Origin of the sequence: Bradyrhizobium sp. YR681 (assembly GCF_000282615.1) — a bacterium.
Lineage (GTDB): Bacteria > Pseudomonadota > Alphaproteobacteria > Rhizobiales > Xanthobacteraceae > Bradyrhizobium.
Genome location: NZ_AKIY01000023.1, coordinates 1 through 24,233, shown reverse-complemented (window position 1 = coordinate 24,233; position 24,233 = coordinate 1). Strand labels below are relative to the sequence as shown.

The 24,233-nt window shown below is 64.5% G+C and carries 27 protein-coding genes; 11 read left to right on the top strand and 16 right to left on the bottom strand.

Annotation, left to right across the window (positions count from 1 at the left end; genetic code table 11):
• Window positions 1–80: 80 nt before the first annotated feature.
• The 3 genes from PMI42_RS03900 to PMI42_RS03890 form a co-directional block, all read right to left on the bottom strand.
• Window positions 81–1,682, bottom strand: coding sequence for a TRAP transporter large permease (locus PMI42_RS03900; RefSeq protein ID WP_008130775.1), 1,602 nt, complete (start codon window positions 1,680–1,682; stop codon window positions 81–83).
• A complete protein-coding gene (locus PMI42_RS03895; protein WP_008130773.1) occupies window positions 1,679–2,218 on the bottom strand; it encodes a TRAP transporter small permease subunit in 540 nt (179 codons plus the stop codon). Before PMI42_RS03895 ends, PMI42_RS03900 begins: the two co-directional genes overlap by 4 nt.
• Before the next feature lie 263 nt (window positions 2,219–2,481).
• The gene (locus PMI42_RS03890; protein ID WP_008130771.1) at window positions 2,482–3,426 is read right to left on the bottom strand and encodes a LysR family transcriptional regulator; all 945 of its coding nucleotides are present in this window, start codon (window positions 3,424–3,426) and stop codon (window positions 2,482–2,484) included.
• 107 nt (window positions 3,427–3,533) lie between these two features.
• On the opposite strand from PMI42_RS03890, the gene PMI42_RS03885 reads away from it, so the two are divergent.
• From PMI42_RS03885 to PMI42_RS03875, 3 genes are all read left to right on the top strand, one after another.
• Window positions 3,534–4,406 carry an NAD(P)-dependent oxidoreductase gene (locus PMI42_RS03885; RefSeq protein WP_008130769.1) on the top strand — a complete coding sequence of 291 codons (873 nt, stop codon included), beginning with the start codon at window positions 3,534–3,536 and terminating at the stop codon, window positions 4,404–4,406.
• Window positions 4,407–4,414: 8 nt separating this feature from the next.
• Window positions 4,415–5,944 carry an aldehyde dehydrogenase family protein gene (locus PMI42_RS03880; protein ID WP_008130767.1) on the top strand — a complete coding sequence of 510 codons (1,530 nt, stop codon included), beginning with the start codon at window positions 4,415–4,417 and terminating at the stop codon, window positions 5,942–5,944.
• 268 nt (window positions 5,945–6,212) lie between these two features.
• The gene (locus PMI42_RS03875) at window positions 6,213–6,518 is read left to right on the top strand and encodes a hypothetical protein (protein ID WP_008130763.1); all 306 of its coding nucleotides are present in this window, start codon (window positions 6,213–6,215) and stop codon (window positions 6,516–6,518) included.
• Window positions 6,519–6,536: 18 nt separating this feature from the next.
• Here the strand turns inward: PMI42_RS03875 and PMI42_RS03870 are convergent, their stop codons facing one another.
• The 4 genes from PMI42_RS03870 to PMI42_RS03855 form a co-directional block, all read right to left on the bottom strand.
• Window positions 6,537–6,719, bottom strand: coding sequence for a hypothetical protein (locus PMI42_RS03870; protein ID WP_008130762.1), 183 nt, complete (start codon window positions 6,717–6,719; stop codon window positions 6,537–6,539).
• A gap of 48 nt (window positions 6,720–6,767) precedes the next feature.
• A complete protein-coding gene (gene moaA / locus PMI42_RS03865) occupies window positions 6,768–7,820 on the bottom strand; it encodes a GTP 3',8-cyclase MoaA (protein WP_008130760.1) in 1,053 nt (350 codons plus the stop codon).
• 130 nt (window positions 7,821–7,950) lie between these two features.
• A complete protein-coding gene (locus PMI42_RS03860; RefSeq protein ID WP_008130758.1) occupies window positions 7,951–8,424 on the bottom strand; it encodes a hypothetical protein in 474 nt (157 codons plus the stop codon).
• Between the two features lie 153 nt (window positions 8,425–8,577).
• Entirely contained in the window at window positions 8,578–9,252 is a 675-nt protein-coding gene (locus tag PMI42_RS03855; RefSeq protein WP_008130757.1) for an HAD-IA family hydrolase, read from the bottom strand.
• 154 nt (window positions 9,253–9,406) lie between these two features.
• Between PMI42_RS03855 and rpiA the strand changes: the two genes are divergently transcribed.
• The 3 genes from rpiA to gor are packed head-to-tail and all read left to right on the top strand — an operon-like array spanning window position 9,407 to window position 12,124.
• Window positions 9,407–10,138 carry a ribose-5-phosphate isomerase RpiA gene (rpiA, locus tag PMI42_RS03850; RefSeq protein WP_035964422.1) on the top strand — a complete coding sequence of 244 codons (732 nt, stop codon included), beginning with the start codon at window positions 9,407–9,409 and terminating at the stop codon, window positions 10,136–10,138.
• On the top strand, window positions 10,135–10,683 hold the full coding sequence (locus tag PMI42_RS03845) for a DUF2059 domain-containing protein (RefSeq protein WP_008130755.1): 549 nt from the start codon (window positions 10,135–10,137) through the stop codon (window positions 10,681–10,683). Before rpiA ends, PMI42_RS03845 begins: the two co-directional genes overlap by 4 nt.
• 52 nt (window positions 10,684–10,735) lie before the next feature.
• Window positions 10,736–12,124 carry a glutathione-disulfide reductase gene (gor, locus tag PMI42_RS03840; RefSeq protein ID WP_008130754.1) on the top strand — a complete coding sequence of 463 codons (1,389 nt, stop codon included), beginning with the start codon at window positions 10,736–10,738 and terminating at the stop codon, window positions 12,122–12,124.
• Window positions 12,125–12,151: 27 nt separating this feature from the next.
• On the opposite strand, the gene PMI42_RS03835 is transcribed toward gor, so the two are convergent.
• Window positions 12,152–12,400 carry a hypothetical protein gene (locus tag PMI42_RS03835; RefSeq protein WP_008130753.1) on the bottom strand — a complete coding sequence of 83 codons (249 nt, stop codon included), beginning with the start codon at window positions 12,398–12,400 and terminating at the stop codon, window positions 12,152–12,154.
• A 190-nt stretch (window positions 12,401–12,590) separates the two neighbouring features.
• Here PMI42_RS03835 and PMI42_RS03830 point away from each other — a divergent pair, with 190 nt between their 5' ends.
• Window positions 12,591–12,821, top strand: coding sequence for a DUF6894 family protein (locus tag PMI42_RS03830; RefSeq protein WP_008130752.1), 231 nt, complete (start codon window positions 12,591–12,593; stop codon window positions 12,819–12,821).
• A gap of 272 nt (window positions 12,822–13,093) precedes the next feature.
• Here the strand turns inward: PMI42_RS03830 and PMI42_RS03825 are convergent, their stop codons facing one another.
• Together PMI42_RS03825 and PMI42_RS03820 are read right to left on the bottom strand one after the other, a co-directional pair.
• Entirely contained in the window at window positions 13,094–14,386 is a 1,293-nt protein-coding gene (locus PMI42_RS03825; protein ID WP_008130750.1) for a DUF892 family protein, read from the bottom strand.
• Window positions 14,387–14,495: 109 nt separating this feature from the next.
• Window positions 14,496–15,503 (bottom strand): alpha/beta fold hydrolase, encoded by a 1,008-nt coding sequence (locus tag PMI42_RS03820; protein ID WP_008130749.1) that lies wholly within the window; start codon window positions 15,501–15,503, stop codon window positions 14,496–14,498.
• Between the two features lie 348 nt (window positions 15,504–15,851).
• On the opposite strand from PMI42_RS03820, the gene PMI42_RS39950 reads away from it, so the two are divergent.
• From PMI42_RS39950 to PMI42_RS03810, 3 genes are all read left to right on the top strand, one after another.
• The gene (locus tag PMI42_RS39950) at window positions 15,852–16,010 is read left to right on the top strand and encodes a hypothetical protein (RefSeq protein WP_008130748.1); all 159 of its coding nucleotides are present in this window, start codon (window positions 15,852–15,854) and stop codon (window positions 16,008–16,010) included.
• Window positions 16,011–16,082: 72 nt separating this feature from the next.
• Window positions 16,083–16,418 carry a hypothetical protein gene (locus PMI42_RS03815; protein ID WP_008130746.1) on the top strand — a complete coding sequence of 112 codons (336 nt, stop codon included), beginning with the start codon at window positions 16,083–16,085 and terminating at the stop codon, window positions 16,416–16,418.
• A gap of 36 nt (window positions 16,419–16,454) precedes the next feature.
• Window positions 16,455–17,075, top strand: coding sequence for a general stress protein (locus PMI42_RS03810; protein WP_008130745.1), 621 nt, complete (start codon window positions 16,455–16,457; stop codon window positions 17,073–17,075).
• Between the two features lie 57 nt (window positions 17,076–17,132).
• Here the strand turns inward: PMI42_RS03810 and PMI42_RS03805 are convergent, their stop codons facing one another.
• The 4 genes from PMI42_RS03805 to PMI42_RS03790 form a co-directional block, all read right to left on the bottom strand.
• Window positions 17,133–18,272: a hypothetical protein gene (locus PMI42_RS03805; RefSeq protein WP_008130744.1), complete on the bottom strand. Its 1,140-nt coding sequence runs from the start codon at window positions 18,270–18,272 to the stop codon at window positions 17,133–17,135.
• 349 nt (window positions 18,273–18,621) lie between these two features.
• Window positions 18,622–18,807: a hypothetical protein gene (locus PMI42_RS03800; RefSeq protein ID WP_008130743.1), complete on the bottom strand. Its 186-nt coding sequence runs from the start codon at window positions 18,805–18,807 to the stop codon at window positions 18,622–18,624.
• A 62-nt stretch (window positions 18,808–18,869) separates the two neighbouring features.
• Window positions 18,870–20,099, bottom strand: a complete 1,230-nt coding sequence (locus tag PMI42_RS03795; RefSeq protein ID WP_008130742.1) for a carboxylate-amine ligase — start codon at window positions 20,097–20,099, stop codon at window positions 18,870–18,872.
• 17 nt (window positions 20,100–20,116) lie between these two features.
• Complete coding sequence (locus PMI42_RS03790) at window positions 20,117–20,944, bottom strand: class II glutamine amidotransferase (RefSeq protein ID WP_008130737.1); 828 nt, start codon at window positions 20,942–20,944, stop codon at window positions 20,117–20,119.
• 196 nt (window positions 20,945–21,140) lie between these two features.
• Here PMI42_RS03790 and nhaA point away from each other — a divergent pair, with 196 nt between their 5' ends.
• Window positions 21,141–22,376, top strand: a complete 1,236-nt coding sequence (gene nhaA, locus PMI42_RS03785; protein ID WP_035964429.1) for a Na+/H+ antiporter NhaA — start codon at window positions 21,141–21,143, stop codon at window positions 22,374–22,376.
• Here the strand turns inward: nhaA and PMI42_RS03780 are convergent.
• Complete coding sequence (locus PMI42_RS03780; RefSeq protein WP_008130735.1) at window positions 22,373–23,002, bottom strand: FMN-binding negative transcriptional regulator; 630 nt, start codon at window positions 23,000–23,002, stop codon at window positions 22,373–22,375. The genes nhaA and PMI42_RS03780 overlap by 4 nt on opposite strands.
• A 74-nt stretch (window positions 23,003–23,076) precedes the next feature.
• Window positions 23,077–24,233, bottom strand: a 1,157-nt coding sequence (gene pdxR, locus PMI42_RS03775; protein ID WP_035964421.1) for a MocR-like pyridoxine biosynthesis transcription factor PdxR, incomplete at its 5' end; no start/stop codon positions are given.

The window sequence follows — 24,233 nt, the reverse complement described above, 5'->3', positions numbered from 1 at the left end:
TGTTTCCCGCGCTTGTCACGTGTGCCGACGCGCGCGTCATGTCCCGCCGAGGCGGAACATGACGGCGAGTGCGATGGCCGCTACTTCGACGGCGGTCCGAGATCCAGTGGCGGCAGGTCGATCTGCGGCACCTCGATCTTGACCTTGTCGAGGTCGACGTTGAGCGGCTTGTCGAGCAGGCCCGTCACCGTGACCGGGAAGATGATGACGAGCAGCACCATGATCAGCTGGAGGCCGATCCAGGGGATCGCACCCCAATAGATGTCGGAGCTCTTCACTTCCTTCGGCGCGACGCCGCGCAGATAGAACAGCGCGAAGCCGAACGGCGGATGCAGGAACGAGGTCTGCATGTTCACGCACAGCATCACGCCGAACCAGATCAGTGCCGCGTCCGGGCCGACCACGGGCGCGAGGACCTTCTGCGCGATCGGCGCGATCATCGGCAGGATGATGAAGGCGATCTCGAAGAAGTCGAGGAAGAACGCCAGGAAGAAGATGAAGAGGTTGATGAAGATCAGGAAGCCCCAGACGCCGCCGGGCAGCGAGGTCAGCAGGTGCTCGAGCCAGACGCCGCCGGAGACGCCGAGGAACACCACCGAGAAGCAGGTCGAGCCGATCAGGATGAAGGTGACCATGCAGGTGAGGCGCATGGTCGATTCGTAGCCCTGCTTGATCAGGTCGCGCAGCTCGGGGATGCGGGCGGCCTGGATGCAGATCCACGCGACGGCGATATAGCACACGGCGAACGAGAGCCTGAACACCAGGTTCTCGGTGAACAGCATCGCGACGATGGTGCCGATGCCGGCGGCGATCACCCCGACGATCAGCACCGTGCGGTCCTTCGAGGTGAAGTCCTTGTGGTGGATCGCGGCGAGCACGATGGCTCCGACCGCGCCCATGGCGCCGGCTTCGGTCGGGGTCGCAAGGCCCATCATCATGGTGCCGAGCACGACGAAGATCAGCACGGCCGAGGGGATGATGCCCATCAGGCACTTCTTCCACAGCGCCCAGCCGGTCAGCGTGCGCGCTTCCAGCGGCACCGGCGGCACGTGGCCCGGCTTGATCAGGCCGAGGATGAAGGTGTAGCCGGCGAACAGCATGATCTGGAACACCGAGGGGCCCCAGGCGCCGAGATACATGTCGCCGACCGACTTGCCGAGCTGGTCGGCGAGCACGATCAGCACCAGCGAGGGCGGCACTAGCTGCGTGATGGTGCCGGAGGCCGCCAGCACGCCGGTGATGTAGCGCATGTTGTAGCCGTAGCGGATCATCACCGGCATCGAGATCAGCGCCATGGCGATCACCTGCGCCGCCACCGTGCCGGTGATGGCGCCGAGGATGAAGCCGACGATGATGACGGAATAGCCGAGGCCGCCGCGGACCGGGCCGAACAGCTGGCCCATCGAATCCAGCATGTCCTCGGCGAGCCCGCATCTCTCCAGGATGGAGCCCATGAAGGTGAAGAACGGGATCGCGAGCAGCAGCTCGTTGGAGAGCACGCTGCCGAACACGCGGCCCGGGATCGCCTGGAGGAAGTTGAGGTCGAAGAATCCGAGATGGATGGCGAGGAAGCCGAAGGACAGGCCGACCGCCGCCAGCGTGAAGGCGACGGGGAAGCCGATCAGCATCGCCAGAACCAGGCCGCCGAACATCAACGGCGGCATCATCTCCAGCGTAATCATTGGGTCGGCCTCTCGTACTTGGCGTCGATCGTCACATAGCCCTGGAGAGCCGCGATACGCTTGATGACTTCGGAAACACCCTGGAGCGCCAGCAGGACGAAGCCGGCGGGGATCACGAACTTGATCGGCCAGCGGATCAGGCCGCCGGCATTGCCGGACATCTCGCCGACGCTATAGGCCTGCATGAAGAACGGCCAGGACAGATAGGCCAGCAGCAGGCAGGAGGGAATCAGGAAGCAGAGCGTGCCGATCATGTCGAGCCAGAGCTGGCCGCGCTCGGACAGGGTCAGATAGAAGATCTCGACCCGCACATGCTCGTTGCGCTTGAACGTATAGGACGCGCCGAACATCACCAGGATCGCGAACATGTACCATTGCAGCTCCAGCCAGCCGTTGGAGGAGTTGCTGAAGGCGTAGCGGATCATGGCATTGGCCGCGCTGACCAGACATGCGAGGAGTACGAGCAGGTTACAGACGTACCCGATCTTCTCATTGAGGAAGTCGATGGCGTTGCTCACCGCCAGCAATGGACGCATCTTACTTTTTCTCCGTCGCGGCCTACACTTACGGGAGCATCAGCACGCATCGCTCGGCCCGCGTGCAAGATGCACGCGACCGCACGGCTCGTCGTCCGGAGCGATTGCGGCGTCAGTCCTCCCCTCGTGCCTTGCCGTCTTGACCGCGACCGCCAACGGGCGGGCCGGCTTATGTTGCCGGGCAAGCAAAGGCGGTCGCACCAAACCAGCGGCTTCACCTGCCGTCAATCGGAAAATGGACAAATTGACGCCGGGTCAAAAGCTTAAGAGCGCAAAAGCTTGAGGCGGCGGCGGCCGGCCTGGAACGCCTTCATCCGCCCGCCCAAGAACCGGAGCAGCTGGCTGGCGGCGTTCGGCAGTTCGCGGCCCAATCGGGTGACGATGTGCGCCTCTGCCGAGGAAAGCAGCACATTGTCGACGGGAATGGCGACCAGCGATCCGTCCTCGAGGTCGGCCGCCACCGAGAAAGCCGGCAGCAAGGTCACGCCGAGGTCGGAGCGGACGAAATGCCGGAGGATGCTGATCGAGGTCGTGGTCAGCTTGGGCGACAGGCCGATCCTCTCGGATGTTTCCGCCATCGTCAGCAACTGGCGCGTGCCGTAGCCGGCATGCATGAGCCCGAGCGTGTGCCCGGCGATCTCGCGCAGCCTGACCGGGCGGCGCAGCTTCGCGAGCGCATGGTCGGGGCGCGCGATCAGGCAAATCGGCTGCCGGATCGCGGCGCAGGAGCGGATGCGTGGATCCTGCGGCGGGTGATAGACCAGCCCGATATGGCAGCGGTCGTCGGCAATGGCGCGCATGACCTCGCTGGTGCCCGCAAGCTCCAGCGACATGGTCAGCCGCGGGTGCTTTCGCCAGAACTCGTCGAGCGCGCCGCCCATGAGATCGGCGACAAAACCTTCGCCGAGCACGAGGTCGATGTGACCGCGATGCAGTCCCTGGAGCTCCCGCAAGCGGGCCAGAGTGTCGTCGCGGTCCACCGTGTGGCGCCGATAATGCGCGATCAGCAGCGCGCCCGCCTCGGTCGGCCGCACGCCGCGGCTGTGCCGGTCGAGCAGGGCAGTGTCGAGCTCCCGCTCCAGCAGGGCGATCTGCCGGCTGACCACCGACGGGTTGACCCCAAGCGCGTCGGCCGCGGCGCGGACGGCGCCGTAGCGCGTGGCCTCGAACAGATAGCGCAGCCGGTTCTCGTCGAGTGCATTGCTCATGCTGAAGTGTTGCCCATGAGGCAACATTAGGCAACCGCGCTGCTGATGCCCAGGCCGGGTGCGGATCCCTAGGATCGCCCGGCAATATCAGGACGAGGGGCAGGGACATGGCGGTCGTCGGCGTCGTTGGGCTTGGCAATATGGGGTGCGGCATGGCGCTCTCGCTGAAGCGGGCTGGGCACGAGGTGCTTGGGACCGATGCGTCGGACAAGGCGCGCAGCGCGCTCGCATCGGAGGGCGTCGCGGTGTTCGAGGGCGTTGCGCCGCTCTGCGCCCGCGCCGATCTGCTCGTCCTGTCGCTGCCGACTGCCGAGATCGTCGAGGCCGTGGTGGCCGGCAAGGACGGCATCATCGCCCATGCGAGGCCCGGCTTGCGCGTGGTCGACACTTCGACCTCCAATCCTGATACGACCCGCCGCCTCGCCGCGGCGCTTGCCGCGCACGGTATGGCGATGATCGACGCGCCCGTCAGCGGCGGTCCGAAGGGCGCCATCACCGCGACCATGACCATGGTGATCGGCGGCGCCGATGCCGACGTCGCCGCGGTCGAGCCGGTCCTTAGCGACATGAGCGCGAAGCGCGTCCATGTCGGATCGGTTGGTGCGGGGCATGTCTGCAAACTCATCAACAATCTGCTTTGCGCAGCGCATTTGCTCACGGCCGCCGAGGCGATGCGGATCGCGCGCGCGGCCGAGGTCGATCCGGCCCGGCTGCTCGAAGGCCTCAACGCCGGCTCCGGCCGCTCCGGCGTCACGCAGGTCAATCTGCCGAATTGGGTGCTGAACGGCGCCTTCGATTCCGGCTTCACCATGGCCCTGATGCGCAAGGACGTGCGCCTCGCCACTCAGCTTATCGCCGGGCTCGGCCTCGATCTGCCGATCGCCGCGGAGGCCGCGCGGATCTGGTCGGACAGCGCCGCTTCGATCGGCGATGGCGAAGATTTCAACAGGATCGTCGAGACTCAGCTCGGCAGGATGTGAGCGACACCATGACCCCCTTCATCGACACGCGGCTGCGCGATGCGCTCGCACCGTTCTGGCCAGACTGTGCGGCGATCGGCTCTCACGTCGCGGGACGTATCGTTCTCGGTACGGGCGAGCTCATCACGATCGACGATCCCGCAACCGGCGCGCCGCTCTACGCCTATCCTGATGCCGGCGCGGCCGTGGTTGCCGAGGCGGCTGCCGCGGCAGTCACGGCGCAAGCCGGCTGGTCGCGGCTCACGGGGGCTGCGCGTGGCCGCATCATGCAGGCGATCGCACGAGCGATTCAAGGCAAGGCGGAGGAGCTGGCGGGTCTGGAATCGCTCTCGGCGGGCAAGCCGATCCGCGACACCCGCGTCGAGGTCGCCAAGGTCGCCGAGATGTTCGAGTACTATGCGGGCTGGGCCGACAAATTCCACGGCGACGTCATTCCGGTGCCGTCGAGCCATCTCAACTACACGCGGCGCGAAGCTATGGGCATCGTGCTCCAGATCACGCCCTGGAATGCGCCAATCTTCACCTGCGGCTGGCAGGTCGCGCCCGCCATCGCCATGGGCAACGGCGTGCTGCTGAAACCATCGGAATTGACGCCGCTCACCTCGATGGCGGTGGCGCTGCTCGCAGAACAAGCCGGATTGCCGGTCGGTCTCGTCAACGTGCTCGCGGGTTACGGTCACACCACGGGGCAGGCCGCGCTCGGCCAGCCCGCGGTGAAGAAAGTCGTGTTCGTCGGGTCGGTGCCGACGGGCCGGCTGATCGCGGAAGCCGCCGCCAAGCGGCTGCTGCCCTGCGTGCTCGAGCTTGGCGGCAAGTCCGCCAATATCGTGTTCGCCGATGCGGATCTTCCGCGCGCGGCGATCGGCGCGCAGTCGGCGATCTTCGCAGGCGCTGGCCAGAGCTGCGTCGCGGGCTCGCGGCTGCTGGTTGAGCGCTCCGTCTATGACCGCTTCGTCAAGATGGTGGCCGATGGTGCGGCGAAGCTGAAGATCGGCCCGCCCGGTGCGGCGGAGACCGAGGTCGGGCCGATCAACAATGCCCGGCAGCACGCCCGCGTGCTTGCCATGGTGAAGCAGGGGCTCGCGGAGGGGGCAACGCTTGCCACCGGCACCGACGGCAGCTCCAGGCCGGGCGGATACTTCGTCGCGCCGACAATCCTGCGCGACGTCAGCAACAGCATGGCGGTGGCCCGCGACGAGATATTTGGACCCGTCGTCGTCGCGATCCCGTTCGATACCGAGGAGGAGGCGATCGCACTCGCCAATGACAGCGATTTTGGTCTCGCCGGCGCGGTCTGGACCGGCGACGTCGCGCGTGCGCACCGGGTTGCCGCTCAGGTGAGGGCCGGGACGTTCTGGATCAATTCCTACAAGACGATCAGCGTCGCTTCGCCCTTCGGCGGCTTCGGCATGAGCGGCTATGGCCGTTCGAGCGGTGTCGAAACGCTGTTCGAGTACACCCAGGTCAAAAGCGTCTGGGTCGAGACCGCGGCCGAGCCGGCCGCGGGCTTCGGCTATGCACCGGGGATTCGGGAGTAATGTCTTTGGTTGTCGTCTGAGGACGATCTTTCCGGAAGATCGCTGCCCACTTTGCGCCGGGGCGTTTACTCATAAATCCCGGACTGTCCGCTTTCGGAGGCATAGCCGGCGTGACATTCCCGGCTGGGAAGGCCCGCAAATGACCCGAAGGAGACCTTGTAGGGATGCATAAAATTATTGCCTTCTGCTATGCAGCAGGTTGATGTTTTACGATTATGCAATCGGCGGCATAGGGTTTGGCTTAAGGCCGGTCGTTTGGAGGAGATCAATGGCCGTAGCGCGAATGGTCCGCGCATACTCCGAGTTGGTCAATCAGTGGCGGTTGATTGTCGAGCGGCCAATCTCGAAGGAGGCCAAGCATGCAGAGTGCATGTCGTTGCTGCGCGAGTTCATCGACGGCGTTGCTTGGACCCGCATACGCGGACTTAATAGGCCACTTCGGTTCTATGCCGACATGTTGGTGTTGCAGGATCTTCTTCGGCCAACATTCGCGACGGACGAACTGGGCGAGGTCGCAATCAGGCCGGGCTATTATCTGGTAAAGGACTGGTTGGATGAGCATTGCAGGCGATAGGCCACCTCGGTATTCCGCTCAAAACATGGCCGTTGGCAAATTGATGCGCTGAACCACGCCTTGCAGATCGTGCTTCGGCGGGCCATTCAAGAGGCCCACCTGCATGTCGACCACGCGTCCATCGGATTGGCTCGGTTGTCTCGACGACTGAATGCCGTCGTCTCCCCACTTGCGCAATCCGATTGACCGCTTCTGGCCCATCTGCGATCTCAGACAATATCCGCTCTTCGGCCGCTGCCGGAGCATGCCTTAGCCGCCGGTGACGCTCATGTGCCTGGAGACGCTGGGCCGGTTGTGGCGGCGGTCGATGATGAAATCGTGGCCCTTGGGCTTGAGCCCGATGGCGCGGTCGATCGCGTCCGCAAGCAACATGTCGTCATCGGAGGCGCGCAGCGGCTTGCGCAAATCGGACGCGTCCTCGTGGCCGAGGCAGGTATGCAGCGTGCCGGTGCAGGTGATGCGGACACGGTTGCAGGATTCGCAGAAATTGTGGGTCATCGGCGTGATGAAGCCGAGCTTGCCGCCGGTTTCGGCGACGCTCACATAGCGCGCCGGCCCGCCGGTGTTGTCGGCGAGATCGGTCAGCGTGAATTGCTGGGACAGGCGCGCGCGCACCAACGACAGCGGCAGGTATTGGTCGATGCGGCCCGAGCCGATCTCGCCCATCGGCATGACCTCGATCAAGGTCAGGCCCATGCCCTTGCCGTGGGCCCAGCGCATCAAATCGGGAAGCTCGTCCTCGTTGAGGTTCTTGAGCGCCACGGCGTTGATCTTCACGGCGAGGCCAGCCGTGCGCGCGGCCTCGATGCCTTCCAGCACCTTGTCGATCTCGCCCCAGCGGGTGATCTCGCGGAATTTCTTCGGATCGAGCGTGTCGAGCGAGACGTTGATGCGGCGGACGCCGCAATCGGCAAGCTCTTGCGCATGCTTTGCCAGCTGGGTGCCGTTGGTGGTCAGCGTCAGCTCGTTCAGGGCGCCGCTCGTCAGATGCCGCGACAGCGAGCGCACCAGCGACATCACGTTGCGGCGGACCAGCGGCTCGCCGCCGGTGAGTCGCAGCTTCTTCACGCCCTTGGCGATGAAGGCGGAGCAGAGGCGGTCGAGCTCCTCCAGCGTCAGCAGGTCCGCCTTGGGCAGGAACGTCATGTCTTCCGACATGCAGTAGAAGCAGCGCAGGTCACAGCGATCGGTGACGGAGACGCGCAAGTAAGAGATGGTCCGCCCGAACGGATCGGTCATCGCGCTCGACAGTGCGGCGCGGGGGCTCGCCGGCGCGAGAGGGCTCGCAGAAGATCCGTTCATACCAACAGCCTTGCCAAATGCCTTGTCACTTACGGCGACAGCGCACCTTTGCTTCAGTGGTGCTCTGGAAGCAATCTAAGCATCGGACGCGGTCAGGACAATCGGGTGGTATACGTAAGTCAGCGCTGGATCAGCGCTTTCCTGCGTTCGGATCGGGGAACGGCGAGCCGGCGGCAGGCGCAGCATCGGCGGGCGCCGTGGCGGCAGCGGCCGGTTTCGGCTTCTTCGGCCGGTGCGGCTTCTTCTTCACCGGCTTGGGCGGCACCGCCGGCTGGAGTTCCGCAAACACCGGATTCGGATCGGTGGTGACCGAGGCAGGCGTGGTGAAATCGCCGGGATTCTTGATCACGTTCACCGGCACGCTGGTCGCTTGGTATTTGGGCAGCGCGAAAGCGACCGTGAACGGCGCGTCGGGGGCGGGAACCGAGACCGAGCAGGGGGTCTTGCAGCCCTGACCGAGCGAGGTCGTGGCGTCAGCCCCCGGAGGATTGGATTCGAGCCGGACCTGGACGGTCGGCGGCGCCGATTTGAACATATCCCAAGACATCGAGGAGCAGCCACCCAGGCTCATCCCCGCTAGCGCAATCGCGATGACACGACGCATGACCATCCACTTTTACTGCGACGAACCGCCACATACCCCGGGCGGACCTTAGGAGCGTCGTTGGAGGCAGGCAACCGGCGCGGGGCGCATAGATAATAGATGGTTAACGCAGGGTTCCGTAGAAAAACATAGATCAGTCAATGGCTTGCGGCGCTAAGCCGACATCAGGCTGTGCGCCGCGGCCGGCAGGTCGCGCATGTGGTGGATCAGCCGGTCCGGCTTCAGCTCGGCGATCGGCACGTCCGTGTAGCCGAAGCTGACCCCGATCACGGGCACGCCGGCCCGCCGGGCCACGCCGACATCGGTTCCGGCGTCGCCGACCATGATGCTGGCCTTCACCTCGCCGCCCGCCCGCGCCACGGTCTCGCGGAAGATGGTCGGATCGGGCTTCTGGACACCAAACGTATCGGCGCCGCAGATCGCGGCGAACCGCCGGGTCAGGTCCAGCTGGTCCAGCAGCCGCTTGGACAGCCATTCCAGCTTGTTGGTACAGACCGCCAGCCGATGGCCCTGCGCCGCAAACAGGTCGAGCGCGTCCAGGAGCCCCTCGAAGGGGCGGGACTCGACCGCGATGTTCTCGGCGTAATAGGCGATGAAATCCGCCGTCATCCGGTCCATGTCGGCGGGCGTGACGCTGCGGCCCTCGGCCTCCAGGCCCCGCTCGATCAGCTTGCGGGCGCCGGCGCCGATCATGTTGCGTGCCGAGGCCATCGGCACGGGCGGCAGGCCTTCGCGGTCGAGCACGTAATTCAGCGCGGTGATCAGGTCGGGCGCCGTATCCACAAGCGTGCCGTCGAGATCGAAGACGAGGGTGTAGGGGAGGGTCATGCCCCAAGCGCTACCGGCCCGGCCCTATCGACGCAAGGGGTGGCGCCATAAGATCAGCTTATAGGCCTGTTCCCGCACGGAAAACGAGGCTACATAGGCCGCCGCAAGCGGCCATTGTCGGCGGCACAGTCGTGAATTCAGAGGCGGGCGCAAATTGAACATGGACCAGTTGAAGCGGCAGGCTGCGGCGCGCGCCCTCGAGGAGGTCCGTGAGGGCATGCAGCTCGGGCTCGGCACCGGCTCGACCGCAAAACATTTCGTCGAACTGCTCGGCGAGCGCGTCGCCGCCGGGCTCAACGTGATCGGCGTGCCGACCTCCGAGGCCACGCGCCTCGATGCGATACGCTGCGGCGTGAAGCTGACCACGCTGGACGAGATCGACCATCTCGACCTCACCGTCGACGGCGCCGACGAGATCGATCCCGACTTCAACCTGATCAAGGGCGGCGGCGGGGCATTGCTGCGCGAGAAGATCGTGGCGGCCGCGTCGGATCGCATGATCGTGATTGCCGACGACAGCAAATGGGTGCCGACGCTCGGCAAGTTTCCACTGCCGATCGAGGTCATCCCGTTCGGGCTTGGCGCGACGCGCCGGGCGATCGAGACGGCGTTTGCGGCGTGCGGCGTTTCCGGGCCAATGGCGGTCCGCAAAGCCAAGGGCGGGGACAAGGATGGCCACGTTTTCGTCACCGATGGCGGCCACTGGATCCTCGATGCCCAGCTCGGACGTATTGTGGACCCGCCCGGCCTCGCCAGGGCGTTGAGCACGATCCCCGGCGTCGTCGAGCATGGCTTGTTCATCGGCTTGGCCAGCTCCGCCGTTCTGGCGGGCGGCGAGGGAATTCGCGTGATTGAACGGCGTAAGCCGAAAGGAGACCAGGAATGAAGAGTGTTTTGAGATTGTTGCCGGCCGCGACCCTCGCTGTGGGCGTGGCGCTTTCGGCCGCTCCGGCCATCGCGCAGCAGCCGGCACCGGCCCAGAAGGCTGCTCCCGCGCCGGCCCAGCCGAAGGCCTCGCCCGCGGCTGTCGCTGCGGCCAAGGAAATCCTGCAGATCAAGAACGCCACCGCGATGTATCAAGGCGCCGTGCCGGGCCTGGTCGAGAAGACCAAGATCGCGCTGATCCAGCAGAACCTCAACTACCAGAAGGACCTCGGCGAGGTCGCCCAGATCGTTGCCCAGCAGCTCAATGGCCGCCAGAACGAGATCGGCGACGGCATGGCGCAGATCTATGCCAGCGAGTTCACCGAGCAGGAGCTCAAGGACCTCGTCACCTTCTACAAGTCGCCGCTCGGCAAGAAGCTGATCGACGCCGAGCCGCGCGCCATCGGCCTCAGCATGGCCTTCATGAACTCCTGGGCCCAGAACTTCTCGGAGACCGTGATGGGGGCCTTCCGCGCCGAGATGCGCAAGCGTGGCAAGGAAATCTGACAGTACCTATCTGATCAGAATCCGGATCAGGCTCTAGGGGTCGGAGTGGACAATGGCTGAATTCGACGTCGACCTCTTTGTCATCGGTGGCGGTTCGGGCGGCGTGCGCGCCGGCCGGATCGCGGCGGGCTACGGTGCGCGCGTCATGATCGCGGAAGAGTACCGCATGGGCGGCACCTGCGTGATCCGCGGCTGCGTGCCGAAGAAGCTGTTCGTGATCGGCTCGCATTTCCGGCACGAGCTGGAAGATGCCGCCGGTTTCGGCTGGACCGTTCCGCCTGCGACCTTCGACTGGCCGACGCTGATCGCCAACAAGGACAAGGAGATCGCGCGGCTGGAGGCGGCCTACACGACCAATGTCGAGAAGTCGGGCGCGCAGATCGTCAAGAGCCGCGCGGTGATCGAGGACAAGCACACCGTCCGGCTGCTCTCTGACGACAGGAAGATCACGGCGAAATACATTTTGATCGCGACCGGCGGCGCGCCCAATCACGGCGCAGCGATCCCCGGCATCGAGCACGTCATCTCCTCCAACGAAGCGTTTCACCTCAAGAAGCTGCCGAAGCGGATCGTGATCCAGGGCGGCGGCTACATCGCGCTGGAATTCGCCGGCATTTTTGCCGGCTTCGGCTCCGACGTCACCGTGATCTATCGCGGCGACAACATTTTGCGCGGGTTCGACGAGGACGTTCGCGCCCATGTCCGCAGCGAGATGGAGAAGCAGGGCATCACCATCCTCACCGGCTGCACGGTGGCGAAGGTCGATCGCCATGGCGAGGAGTTCACCACGCATCTGTCGAACGGATCGAGCATTGCCTCCGACCAGGTGATGTTCGCGATCGGCCGCCATCCGGCCGTCGCCAATCTCGGCCTCGAGAATGCCGGCGTTGCCATCAACCCGAACAACGGCGGCATCGCGGTCAACCATTTCTCCAAGAGCTCGGTCGACAGCATCTATGCGATCGGCGACGTCACTCATCGCCACAATCTGACGCCGGTCGCGATTCGGGAGGGCCATGCATTCGCCGACACCGTGTTCGGCAAGCGCGAGGTGCAGGTCGACCATTCCTATATTCCGACTGCGGTGTTCTCGCAGCCGGAGGTCGGTACGGTCGGTCTGACGGAAACCGAGGCGCGCGCGCAATTCAGCCACGTCGACATCTACAAGACGAATTTCCGTCCGATCAAGGCGACGATGTCGGGCCGCGATACGCGCGTGCTGATGAAGCTCGTCGTCGACGGTTCGACCGACCGCGTGCTCGGCTGCCACATCGTCGGCGATTGCGCCGCCGAGGTCACCCAGGTGGTGGCGATCGCGGTGAAGATGAAGGCGACCAAGGCCGATTTCGACGCGACCATCGCGCTGCATCCGACTGCGGCCGAAGAGCTCGTCACCATGCGCACGCCGACCGCGCGCCATGTGCGGCAGGCGGCGGAATAGGGACAGGGCCTTCTGCGCCGTCCGGCTTCATCGCCCGGCGAGTCCATCGGAAGGCGCCAAAGGCGTCTTGTGCATCGAAACGAAAGTTCGTCCCATCGTGACATTCTTCTGGGCACGGATTTGCGAATTGTCGTAGGTCCAACATTCTCCGGAATCGTCGAGAAAGACGACCCAAAGCAGATTGAACTCCGCTCCATAGTCGATGAGGACATGAGCGTAGCCGTCGCCCTTTGGCGTCACGACTGGAATGGCTGGGTTCAGTTGCAAAATGGACAAGTATGCTCCGGGGTAAGAATCCCGGGACCAACGTGGCGTAAGAAGCTGCGTTCCTACAGATCGCTGCGCGCCCGGAGCAGGAGAAGCCAGGTCAGAGTCTTGGGATGATCTGTCTCGATCGATGCATCATCGCCGGTCGGAGCGGACGGTTTTTCGCTGGAACAAGCTGCACCGCTGCAGCTTACCCTCAATGCCCAGGTATTTTTTTCACATCTTTCATGATCGCAAGGAACTCGACCATGAGGGCGAGGAATTGCCGGACAAGCATGCCGCTTGGCAGGAGGCCACGATTACAGCAGGGCAGATTCTTCAAGGTCTGGACGGCAGGCTCAAACCGGACAGAGAATGGCGGATGGAAGTTACGGACGAGTTTCAGAACCCACTCTTCGTCTTGCACATCAGTGCCGAGAAACCGAAGTAAGGCCGCTAGATCGCGGCTTCTGTCAGGGAAGCTGGTATTGTAGGCTCACGCGCTTTCTGAAATCTTGCCTTTGCCCTGGCAGGACTCGCATTTCACGGGATAGATCTTGCGGCCCGGCCTGGTCGGCTGCATGGATTTGGGGAAGCCTGTGCCTTTGCACAGCGGGCAGGTATGCTCTTTGATCTTCGGGGGCATGTTGGGTCCTTTCGTGCCGCAGAGGCGGCCCCACAGGGGCCACCGTGATAATTGTTGGTCGATACGTCTGCGCTGACCTAACCTCCGGCGGGCTCATCCTCGACGAAGGTCTGCTCGATCGCGGCGGGCATTTTCGCAACCGACATCAAGGAGCGCGCGACCTGATTGAGCAGCTGATCGGCGTTCTCTTCCTCGGCCAGGTTCTTTGACAGAAGTGCGACGACGGCGCCGTGACGCAACTGCTGCGCCAGATTGCGGGCAGTGGTGTAGCCCGAAATCTCGTAATGCTCAACCCGCTGTGCCGCACCGATCAATGCGAGATCCGCGGCCGCGTCGTCCTTCTTGGCGCTTTCCTTGATCACTTCATCGCCTTCTTCGACGAGTCCCTGCATGCCCTTGCAGGCCTTGGCGCGCGGCTTCTTGCCGAGCAGTTCGAAGCACTCGTTGAGACGCTCGATCTGCGCTTCGGTTTCGGCCAGATGAACGGTGAAGAGTTCGCAGAGCTGGTCGTACCGTGCAGCCTCGATCATCTGAGGCAGCGCCTTGGTCAGCTGCTTCTCCGCATGCAGCAGGTCGCGCAGCTGATCGATCAGCAGATCGTCAAGGCCGACGACAGGCTCGGACGGCGAACTCTCGGCAACGATCGAAGGCGCCGCACCGGGCTCGCTGCCCTGGAGTGCCGGCGATTCCGTGAAAATCCAGTCTTCGCCTTCGTTCCAGGGACCTCTGGTGTCGATTTCTCCGTTGTCGCCGGAGCCCGTCGAATCGTTGAAGAACTGGTCGACGAGACCAGGCGTCGGCGCGATGCGGCCGATGCTGAAGGCAGGCTTGTTCATGCTTTCGAGGGCACGCGAGAACGCCTTCATGTGGGTGATTTCGCGCGTCATCAGGAACTGCAGGGCGTCCTTGGTGCCGGCGTCATCGCAGAAATTGATCAGCCGCTCGTAGACGATCTTGGCGCGGGCTTCCGCGGCGATGTTGCTGCGCAGATCGACGTCGAGTTCGCCGGTGATCTTGAGATAGTCCGCCGTCCAGGCGCTGCCCTGCGAGTTGAACAGGTTGACGCCGCCGCCGGCGATCGCGATCAACGGATCGGCTTCTGCCGCTTCGCGATCGAACTTCATGGGCTTCAAGTGCAGGCGCGCGAGCGATCCGACAACCTCGAGGTGGCTCAGCTCCTCGGTCCCGATGTCCATCAGAAGATCCTTGCGGTCCGGATCCTCGCAATTGAGTCCCTGGATGGAGTACTGCATGGCGGCCGCAAGCTCGCCATTGGCGCCGCCGAACTGCTCCAGCAGCATGTTGCCGAACCGCGGATCGGGCTCGTCGACCCGGACTGTGAACATGAGCTTCTTGACGTGATGATACATGGGAAAGACCTTTGATGGCAGGAGATACGTCGGGCCAACGGAGCTTTGTATCGGACGTTCCTAATTCGGATCGTGCCGCGCTCAGATTGTCCCGGCGTCATCAGGGCTGTTAGTGCAGCGTTCCCGCGGCGGCCTCGTCGACGGCGGCCATGAGGTCGGCGGTGTCCGACTGCTGGATCATATGACCCGCATTGGGGACGCGGCGCATCTTGCTGTGCTTGATCTCGTCATGCAGCCGGCCGGACTGCTCGTCGATGTCGATGAGGCGATCGTCCTCGCCGGCCAGGATGGTGACCGGCATGGCCAGCTCGCCATAGGTCTTCGCAGACATCATTGCCGCAGGGACCATCAACGCTGCCTCGGCCGCGCCGGCGCGAAGCTGCGACGGACGCACGGCCAGTGCTTTCGGGAAGCCGTCGAACTTCTGCGGGACGGATTTGGGTCCGAACAGCTGCCGCAACATTGCCGGCCACATCAGGCGGCTGAGGATCGGGGAGATCGTGTGGCTGAGGATGTCGCCAAATCCCGGGATCGCCGGCCCGGCCATCGCCATCATCGCGTCGGTGCGCGCTGTCGGGAAATAATAGCCCGACGCGAGTACCAACGCCTCGACCGTCGAGGGGTGCCTGCTTGCCAGGGCAACCGCAACCGATGCGCCCCAGGAATGTCCGAGCACGATCGCCTTGTCGACGCCGAGATGGGCGAGCGCGTCCTTGAAGAGGTCGGCCTGGGCTGCAGGTGTCCACACGACATTGCGGGGCCTCTGGCTGTGCCCGAAGCCGGGACGGTCGAAGACGATGACGCGATAGTCCTTGGCCGCGAGGTCGATCAGGCCACTCGATTCGAAGTCCTGGATCATGCTGCCGTTGCCGTGGAGCAGGACCAGGGGGCGTCCGGATCCACGCTCGACATAGTGCAGGCGAACGCCGTCGACGTCGATGAAGCGTCCTTGCGGCGGGTTATCGCGCTGTGCCTTGTCGGCAAGTCGCCGATTGACGACAGCAGCGACGGCCATCAAGGCGGCAGTGGCGGCGATGGCGGAAACGAGCGAATGTTCTGCAAGAGCACGGAGGGTCGTGGTCGCCAGCGACGGCGAACGTTTCTTCAATATGCGCATGTCACGCTTTCGCTGACCGGAGCCAGCTGTTGGAGAGCAGGAAGGGAAGTCCAGCGTTACGGTCTCGTCACGTTCGGGATGACGCCGGCTGCTCCGTCGCAAAATGTCCCGTACGGCATGCGCGTTCACGGGTCATGTCGTGCAGACGCAACAGGACCGGCGGAGATATGTTCCTATTCCCCGTTCCCGCCTGCCTCGCTCGCTTCCAGGCGGATAGGAACGAACCTCCCGGGGTCCAATTGGGACTTCAGTTGCATCAACCCGCCTGCGGCGCTCGCGCAGTGGCGCCTTGCGCTCATGGCGCAAGCAAGCAGTCAAACTGATCACTCGGAACACGGGAGCAAGGTCATGGACAACGACAAGCGCGGACGCGTCGTCGAAACTGCAGTCGAAGCGCGCCAAGGCGAGCTCGGTCCCAGCGTCCTGATGCTGCTGGGTGTCAGTCTTGGACTTGCAGTGCTCATCCTGACGATCACGTGGATGATTTTCTTCAGAGCCGGCGTTTGAAGGAGAGACCGAGACATAGGAACGAAAGCTCTGACGGGCGCTTGGGTCACTCCTTACACACTGGAGACCATCATGAAGCGCCCATCGATCCTCGTTTGCATTTCCTTGTTCGCGGCGGCCACGGCATTCGCAGCTGCCCCGGCCTCGGCGCAGAATCCGCCGGCGCAGTCCGGGCCGAACAACAACGCAGTCAATACGACCGGCCAGAACAACTCCGACGCGCCTGTCGCGGGTCGCAACAGTTTCACCGAAGGACAAGCCAAGTCGAAGATCGAGGACGCCGGCTACGCCAACGTCACCGAACTGAAGAAGGACGACAAGGGCGTCTGGCGCGGCCAGGCCAGCAAGGGTGGTTCGGCCACCGCAGTCAGCGTCGACTTCCAGGGCAACGTCAATTCGGCCAAGTAAGCGAACAAGCAAGCCAATAAGCAAGAAGGACACACAATGACCGTTACAATTTCTCGCCTCTACGACAACTACACCAATGCGCAGCAGGCGGTTCAGCGTCTCGAGGCGGCCGGCGTGCCGCATTCGGACATCAGCATCGTCGCCAACAATTCGGACAGCTGGTTCGGCACCGACAAGAAGGTTGATCGTGACCGCGACGGCGTCGACGATCGCGCCGAAGGCGCCGGGAAGGGCGCCGGCATCGGTGCGGGCGTGGGTGGCACGGCCGGCCTTCTTGCCGGTCTGGGCCTGCTCGCAATCCCGGGTCTCGGCCCCGTCGTCGCCGCCGGCTGGCTTGCCGCGACTGCGGTTGGTGCTGCTGCTGGAGCCGCCACGGGCGGAGTGGTCGGAGCGCTGACGGAAGCCGGTATTTCGCGGGAGGATGCGGACTCCTACGCCGAGGGCGTCCGTCGCGGCGGCACGCTCGTGTCGGCACGGGTCGCGGATGCCGATCGATCCCGTCTTGACGCGGTCCTGGACGAGTCGTCCGTCAACCTGCGGGATCGCAGCGCGGCCTGGCAAAAGACCGGCTGGAAGTCGTTCGATCCCGCCAGCAAGCCTTACGGCGCCGAAGAGGTTCGCAAGGAGCGTCAGCTCTACGGTGGATCACTGCGCTAACATCGCGTGAGATGAGATCGCGACGGCCCGCTTCGGCGGGCCGTCTTTTTTGTGCGGCTACCCGTACAGATATCCGACCGGTTTGCCTTCGGTGCGCACCGGGCGGACGTCCTTGTGGGTGATGATCTGGCCGGCGAGGCCGTCGATCTCGTCGCGCTGCGTCGGGGTCCAGCCCCGAAGATCGTTCATGCCCTTGAGCAGGCCGAGGCGGAGGACCTGGGTATTCTCGCCGATGCCGACGAGGCTGATCGAGTTCTTGCCGGCCGTCACCACGTCGCCGGCGGAGAGTTCAAAGCTCTCGCCGGACTTCTTCTTGAACTCGGCCGTGCCGCGAATGACGCGATAGATCACGACTTCGCCCTTGGCAAAGCAGGTCGGGTCGGCTGCGGCAGACGTGCTCTTCGGCAAGAGCGCGTGGCCACGCGGGTCGGTCGCAATGAGGTGGCCGGTAACGAGATGCCCGCTCGGAATCTCGATGCCGATATCGCGGACGTAAACGGGCGAGGCCGATTTGAAGGGGCTGTCGACCAGCGGCTTGAACAGCGCGTCCAGCGCGAGCGGATCCTGAAGCCAGAAGCCGGCATCGGCCGGGCGGTCATGCAGCGGATGGCTCCAGGCCACGCGCGGCGTTTCGTCCTCATTGATCTGCTCCGGGCCGACGATGGTCGGGTTCGGAAAGGTGGTGGGATCGGTGATGAAGGCTTCGAGGAATTTGCCGGAATAGCCCATCGAGATCGGATCGGGCACCACCGTCTGCGGCGTCTTCAGATTCTCTTCGGTCGACAGTCCCGACCAGGTGTAGAACAGCTGGCGATGCACGATCGCGCTTTGCAGCATCACCGCGCCCGGGCCCACATTGTACCAGCGCCCGTCATAGTCGAAGGTGAAGGCGCCCGAGGTGACCAGCACGAGCTGGAAGCCGCCCGGCGGCAGATGCAGATGGAAATCGGTCGGGCCGGTGTCGGGGCGGTAGATCGGCAGGTTGGTCGCGACCTCGTGCAGCAGGAAGGTTTCGTTGTTGGCGTGGAAGCCTTCGTTGGCACGGTTGTAGAGCGCCTGCGGCCGATAGGTCGCTTCATATTTCGCATTCTTGTCGCGATCGATCGCGACGAAGTCCTGGTCATTCAGGCGAAGGGGTGAACCATCCGGGCGGGTGAGGCCGGTGAATTTGAGATCGCCCGCGGCATGCACGTTCATGGCATTCTCCGATTCTGGGCCGTTCATCCCGGAGCCGGGTGCACGCAACTGGCTGCTCCTTGTCGTGGAGGGCAGGGACGTCAGGCCTGTTGCCGTCTTGCGAATTCCGGGCCAGTCGGCGCGCGGCGCGGCGCGAGGGCTCGGAGGCCGCTCGCGGCGAGAGAAAAATCGAGGTTGTGCCTGAGGTTAGATGACCCGTCTCACCCGCTTGCGTGCCGCCGTCGCAGTGCCTGCAAGTCCGGTGGAGGGGGGTATCTTGTCTAATTTGTCGGCATGTCCTGCAAAGGACATGCAACCGCAGAGGCCGCCCGGCCGGGCAAATGCCGGCAGCCTGAGCGCCCGATACCGCTCATTCGAACGAGTGACGGGCGATCCGCTCGGGCTTGCCGGACGGGCTGTCCGCCCACTTCGCCATGTCCACCGCGCGCGCGTCGATGCCTTCGCACCAGAGGCAGCTCGGCTCGGTGCGGCCCTTGGCCGTCAGCATCGGGACAAGCGCGTGGCCGCAGCCGGTGCAGGACGTGACGTGATTCATGCGTTTCTCCGAGAACATCGAATTGAGGGCCGGCACCTTCGCCGGCGAAGCTTGCGCGGGCGCTATGACGGCGCTTGGGCGCTGCGTGCGACGGGAGCGCTGGTCCCTGATATCGTCGATGTAGCAATCCATCGTGACACGGCTGCGATGTCGTCGCCGTTTTCGCGGTAGGCGCGAAGCTGGAATTCGGCCGAGCTGCCCCGCTCCACGATGGTGCGGCAATGCTCGACCTCGGCGACGCAATTCAGCGCGGCAGCATCCGCGGCGGTGTCGTCGATCACGCGGGTGAGCATCTCCGAGATCGTGACCGGCCCGTTCCTGGAGGCAAAAATGCAGTCGGTGCCGTAGCGCTGGGCGCGCCATTTGTTCTCCACCGCAAGCGCGCGTTCGACGACGGTGACCTCCCTGGACAAATGAGGCCGCAAATAGAGGTGGCGTGTCAGGCAGCGGTAGAGCGAGGCGATCGCGACGGCGTCATCGACCAGGGTGCAGGTGTCGGGTGCGCGAAGCTCGAGCGTCGGATGCTTCATGGACGGGCGCATCGCCCACCAGATGTGGCTCTCGTCGGGGATCACGCCGGAACGCTGCAACGCGCCGATATATTCGTCGTAATCCTGCCGGTTCTCGAACAGTTCGGGCAGGCCGGTGCGCGGCAGCTCGGAATAGGCGGCGAGCCGGTAGCCCTTCAGGCCGGTCTTGTGGCCGTTCCAGAACGGGGAGGACGCCGACAGCGCGATGAACAGCGGCAGATGCGGCAGCATTGCCCGCATCACCGCCATGCGTTTCTCGGGATCGGGCAGCTGGACGTGCACATGCATGCCGCACATCATGTTGCGGTGGCCGATGCTTCGCAGATCCTCGATCATCTCCTCGTAGCGCGGCTTCGGGCTCGGCTGCGACATGCGCCACACGGCGGTCGGATGCGTGCCGCAGGCCATGATGACGAAGCCATATTGCGCGGCGACGTTGGCGACCTCGCGGCGGAGGAAGCGCAGCTCCTCGCGCGCGTCATTGACGTCGATATGGACGTTGGTCGCGACCTCCAGCTGGGATTGCAGCATTTCCCGCATGGCCTGACCGCCGGTGGACCAGTTCGCGGATTCGAACAGCGCGTTGGGCGTTTCGATCGCGACCTCGAATGTCCGGCGATCGGCGAGGAAATATTCCTCCTCGATGCCGAACGAATATTCCGCCGCCTTGCCGCCGCCGCCGGCGGAGCGAATGACGAGGTGCTGCTTGTCGTCGGATGAATCAAGGCGCAGCAGTTTCAGAACGTCCGAAGCAAATGTCATGAGCCACCCGGCAGTGGTTACCTGCGGGCAATAATCCGTCTGACAGGGGCGGGTTCCGCGCCGGACCCACTGGAAATTGCAACGTCGAACGGAACAATTTTCACGCTTTCGGACGCGCGCGCGATCAGGGCGTGATTCGCCGGCACTTCGGTCCAGTCTGATTCCTTGTCGAACGGTTCGGAGACGACGATGACCTGGCCGCCGGCCTCGCGGAAATAGAGCGTGTTGGCGGCGTCGTTGACCGAGACGCGAAACGCGTAGAGATCCCGGCCGTTGGCGATAGCGCTGGTGAAGCGCAGCTTTTCGCGAAGCTCGCCTTCGTTGACGAGGCCGACGAGCGCTTGCAGCACGGTTTGCGTTGCCTGAAGCGGATCGCTGTCGAGCCCGGCCCCCATCATGGCCAGGAACACGGCTTCGGAATCGGTCGTGCCCAGCCGCGAGGGATAATAGGCATCGGGGATCAGCGCCTCGACCTTGCGGCGCAGCCGGTTCCAGCTGCCGACAAATCCGTTGTGCATGAACATCCACTGGCCGCAGGCGAAAGGATGACAGTTCTGCCGCGTCACCGCGGTGCCGGTCGCGGCACGCACGTGGGCAAAGAACAGATGCGAGCGCAAATGGCGGCAGAGGTAGCGCAAGTTCTCATCCGACCAGGCGGGGCGCGTTTCCCGGTAGAGGCCGGGCTCCGGATGCTCGCCATACCAGCCGAGACCAAAGCCGTCGCCGTTCGAGCCCGCAGTGGATTGCAGCGAGCGGATGCTCTGCGCGATCAGCGAATGCTCGGGCTCGGTGACGTAAGGTTCGAACGAGGTGGTCTCGCCCCGGTATGCGATCCAGCGGCACATGAGAGTTCCTGTCGGGGATATGTCCTGAGGGTCACCAACGATCCTCGGCGCATCGGAGTTCCAGGCGCAGGCCCTGTCCCGTGGGCCGGGGTTGCCTTGCGGCCGTTGCCGTGTAGAACAGCTCCCGGGTGCTCGCTGCATGTGTGCAGCGACAGGTCAAGCGATGGTCGGGCCGCCACGCGGAAAGCGTGCGCCCGTGAACGATCAGCTGCCCGGCAGGGATCTGCCGAAATCCCCGTTTTTCGTCGAACGAGCGCTCTCGACGCTCCAGCATTTCCTGCATATCGAGGCCGTCAGCGGCGTGGTGCTGCTTGCGGCGGCGGCTGCCGCATTGCTGTGGGCCAACTCGCCCTTCGCCCACTCGTATCACGATGTCTGGAACCTGCCGGTTCCGCTCGGCATCGGCGAGTTCGTCTTTGCCCGGTCGCTGCACTTCTGGATCAACGATGCCTTGATGACCGTGTTTTTCCTCGTCGTCGGCATGGAGATCCGCCGCGAGAGTCACGAGGGTGCACTCAGCAGGTTCGATCAAGCGGTGCTGCCGGTGCTGGCAGCTCTGGGCGGTGTCGTTGTGCCCGCGCTGATCTATCTAGGCTTCAACGCCGCTGCGGGGCACGATCGGGGCTGGGCGATTCCGACAGCAACGGACATTGCCTTCGCCGTCGGCGTGCTGGCGCTGCTCGGGAAATCCATTCCGAGCAACGTTCGGGTCTTTCTGCTGGCGCTTGCCATCATCGACGACATCATCGCAGTCCTGATCATCGCGCTGTTCTACACCAGCGGGCTCGACCCCAGCGGCTTTGCCGTCGCGGCGCTCGGTGTTCTCGTCGCGCTCGGTTTTCAGCGGCTCGGATTTGGCTCCGCCTACGCCTACGTCGCACCGGCGTTCATCGTCTGGGCGGGCTTCCTCATGGCGGGCGTCCATCCGACGCTCGCGGGCGTCGTGCTTGGCCTGATGACGCCGGTGCGGTCGGCCAATCCCGCCATCGTTCCGCCCGTCATCCGGGTCGAGACGGCGCTGCATCCCTGGGTCGCCTACGGGATCATGCCGCTCTTTGCGCTGGCGAATGCGGGTGTCAGCTTCAAAGGCATGGAGCTATCAGGCGGCACTCAGCTGGTGACGCTTGGCGTTGCGCTAGCGCTTTGTGCAGGGAAGCCGATCGGCGTGATCGGCGCGACGTGGTTTGCGGTGCGCACCGGCTGGTGCCGCTTGGCTCCTGATGTCTCATGGGCCGGTGTCTGTCTCATCGGGTTGCTGGCCGGCATCGGCTTCACCATGGCGATCTTCATCGCCATGCTTGCGTTCACCGACGACGAGCTGCTGGATGCGGCCAAGCTCGGCGTGCTGTTCGGCTCGCTGATCTCCGTGACGCTCGGCCTCGGCTTTGGGGCGGAGTATACCCAGCGTCGGCGCAAGGCGACCGAAAACTAGACCGGAATCGGAATCAGGACCGCGGCCTCGCGATCGCCAGCGTTGTCGCTCGCCGCAAGCCCGGCCGCGACACCGACGCGGTCGGCCTCGGGGCGGTTCTGGCTCATCTTCCGCTTGCTTTCGAACCGCGTGACGGGAATGCGCACGCCGACGATCCCGCGCAGCTGCGCGGCGATGAAATCGGCTGGTGCGTCATCCACGGCCCAGGGCTTTGCGCGCGCGCCTTCATGCCTGTTGGTGAGCCGTGTGACCGCGTCGAGCAGCCGCTCCGGCTCCTGGAAGAATTCGACCGGGCCATAGGCATGCACGGCGACGTAGTTCCAGGTCGGCACGACCTTGCCCGTTTCCTGCTTGGTCGCATACCAGGACGGCGTCACATAGGCGTCGGGCCCGTTGAAGATGGCGAGCGCGTCGCCGATCGGCGGCAGTTTCCATTGCGGATTGGCCTTCGCCACATGCCCGTACAGCACGCCGCGCTCGCCTTCGCTCTCGTCAAGGAAGAGCGGCAGCGGCGTCGCGACCGGCCCGTCGGTGGTGGCGGTGACCAGGCTGGCGAGCCGGGCGCCGCGAATGGTCGCCCGGATGCTCTCGATGTCGTCGTCCCTGAAGGCGGGGGGAATGTACATGGCGTGTCTCCGTTTCGGGACAGGAGATAGCCGGAATCTGGCCTGTCAGAAACTGCCAGTTTTCGGCGATTTGATCAGTCCAGTTCGTCGATGGCCTGGGCGAGAAGCTTGCAGCCGCGTTCGATCTGCGCGACCTCCAGCGCCGAATAGCCCATGACGAGGCCCACCGTCTTCCGCGGTCGATCGCGGCCGGTCGGGCGGCTGTCGAACAGCGCGGAGACGGGATGGATGCCGACGCCCCTGGCGCGGGCCGCGTCGATCAAGGCGGCCTCGCGCTTCTGCGGCAGGCCGTCGAACCACGCCACCACGTGCAGGCCGGCGGCCGTGCCCTCGATCCTGATACGATCGCCGAACCGGCGATGCAGGGCGTCGAGCAGCGCCTCCTGGCGCTCGGCGTTGCGCCGGCGCACGCGCCTGACATGTCTGTCATAGGCGCCGCTCTCCAGCATCGCGGCAAGCGCCTCCTGCTCGGCCAGCGGGGTGTGCCGATCCATGATCTGCTTGGCGGCAGCGAACAGGGATCGGAGCTCGGACGGCACCACGAGATAGCCGATCCGTAAGGTCGGGGAGAGTGTCTTGGAAACGGTGCCGAGATAGATCACGTTGTCGCCGCCTTCCAGCGCATGAAGCGGCGGGATCGGTTTTGTGTCGTAGCGATACTCGCTGTCGTAATCGTCCTCGATCACATAGGCGTCGGCCTTGCGCGCCCAGGCCAGCAATTGGTGCCGGCGTCCGATCGGCATGACGCCGCCGAGTGGATATTGATGCGACGGCGTCACATAAGCGAGGCGGGCCGCGACGCCGTCGAGCCGCTCGGTCTGCAGGCCTTCTGCGTCGACCGGGATCGGCACAGTTTCGGCTCCCGTCGCAGCAAAATTATGCCGCGCCATCTGGTAGCCGGGATCTTCCATGACAAAGCGGTCGCCGGAATCGAGCAGCAGGCGGGCGCAGATATCGAGACCCTGCTGCGAGCCGTTCACGACGACGATCTGGTCCGTGTCGCAGCGGACGCTGCGTGATCGCCACAGATAGGCCTGGAGCGCGGTGCGCAGCCGCTGCGAGCCGCACGGATCGTCATAGGCGAGACGCTCGGGCTTGCGCGCCATGGCGCCCGTCACCGCCTTCTTCCAGGCCTGCACCGGGAAATCCGAGGGCGAGAGCTCGCCATAACGGAAATTCGCAACGAGGCCGCGCGGCGGCCCGGTCCATTGCGGCGGGTTCTGCCGCAGCC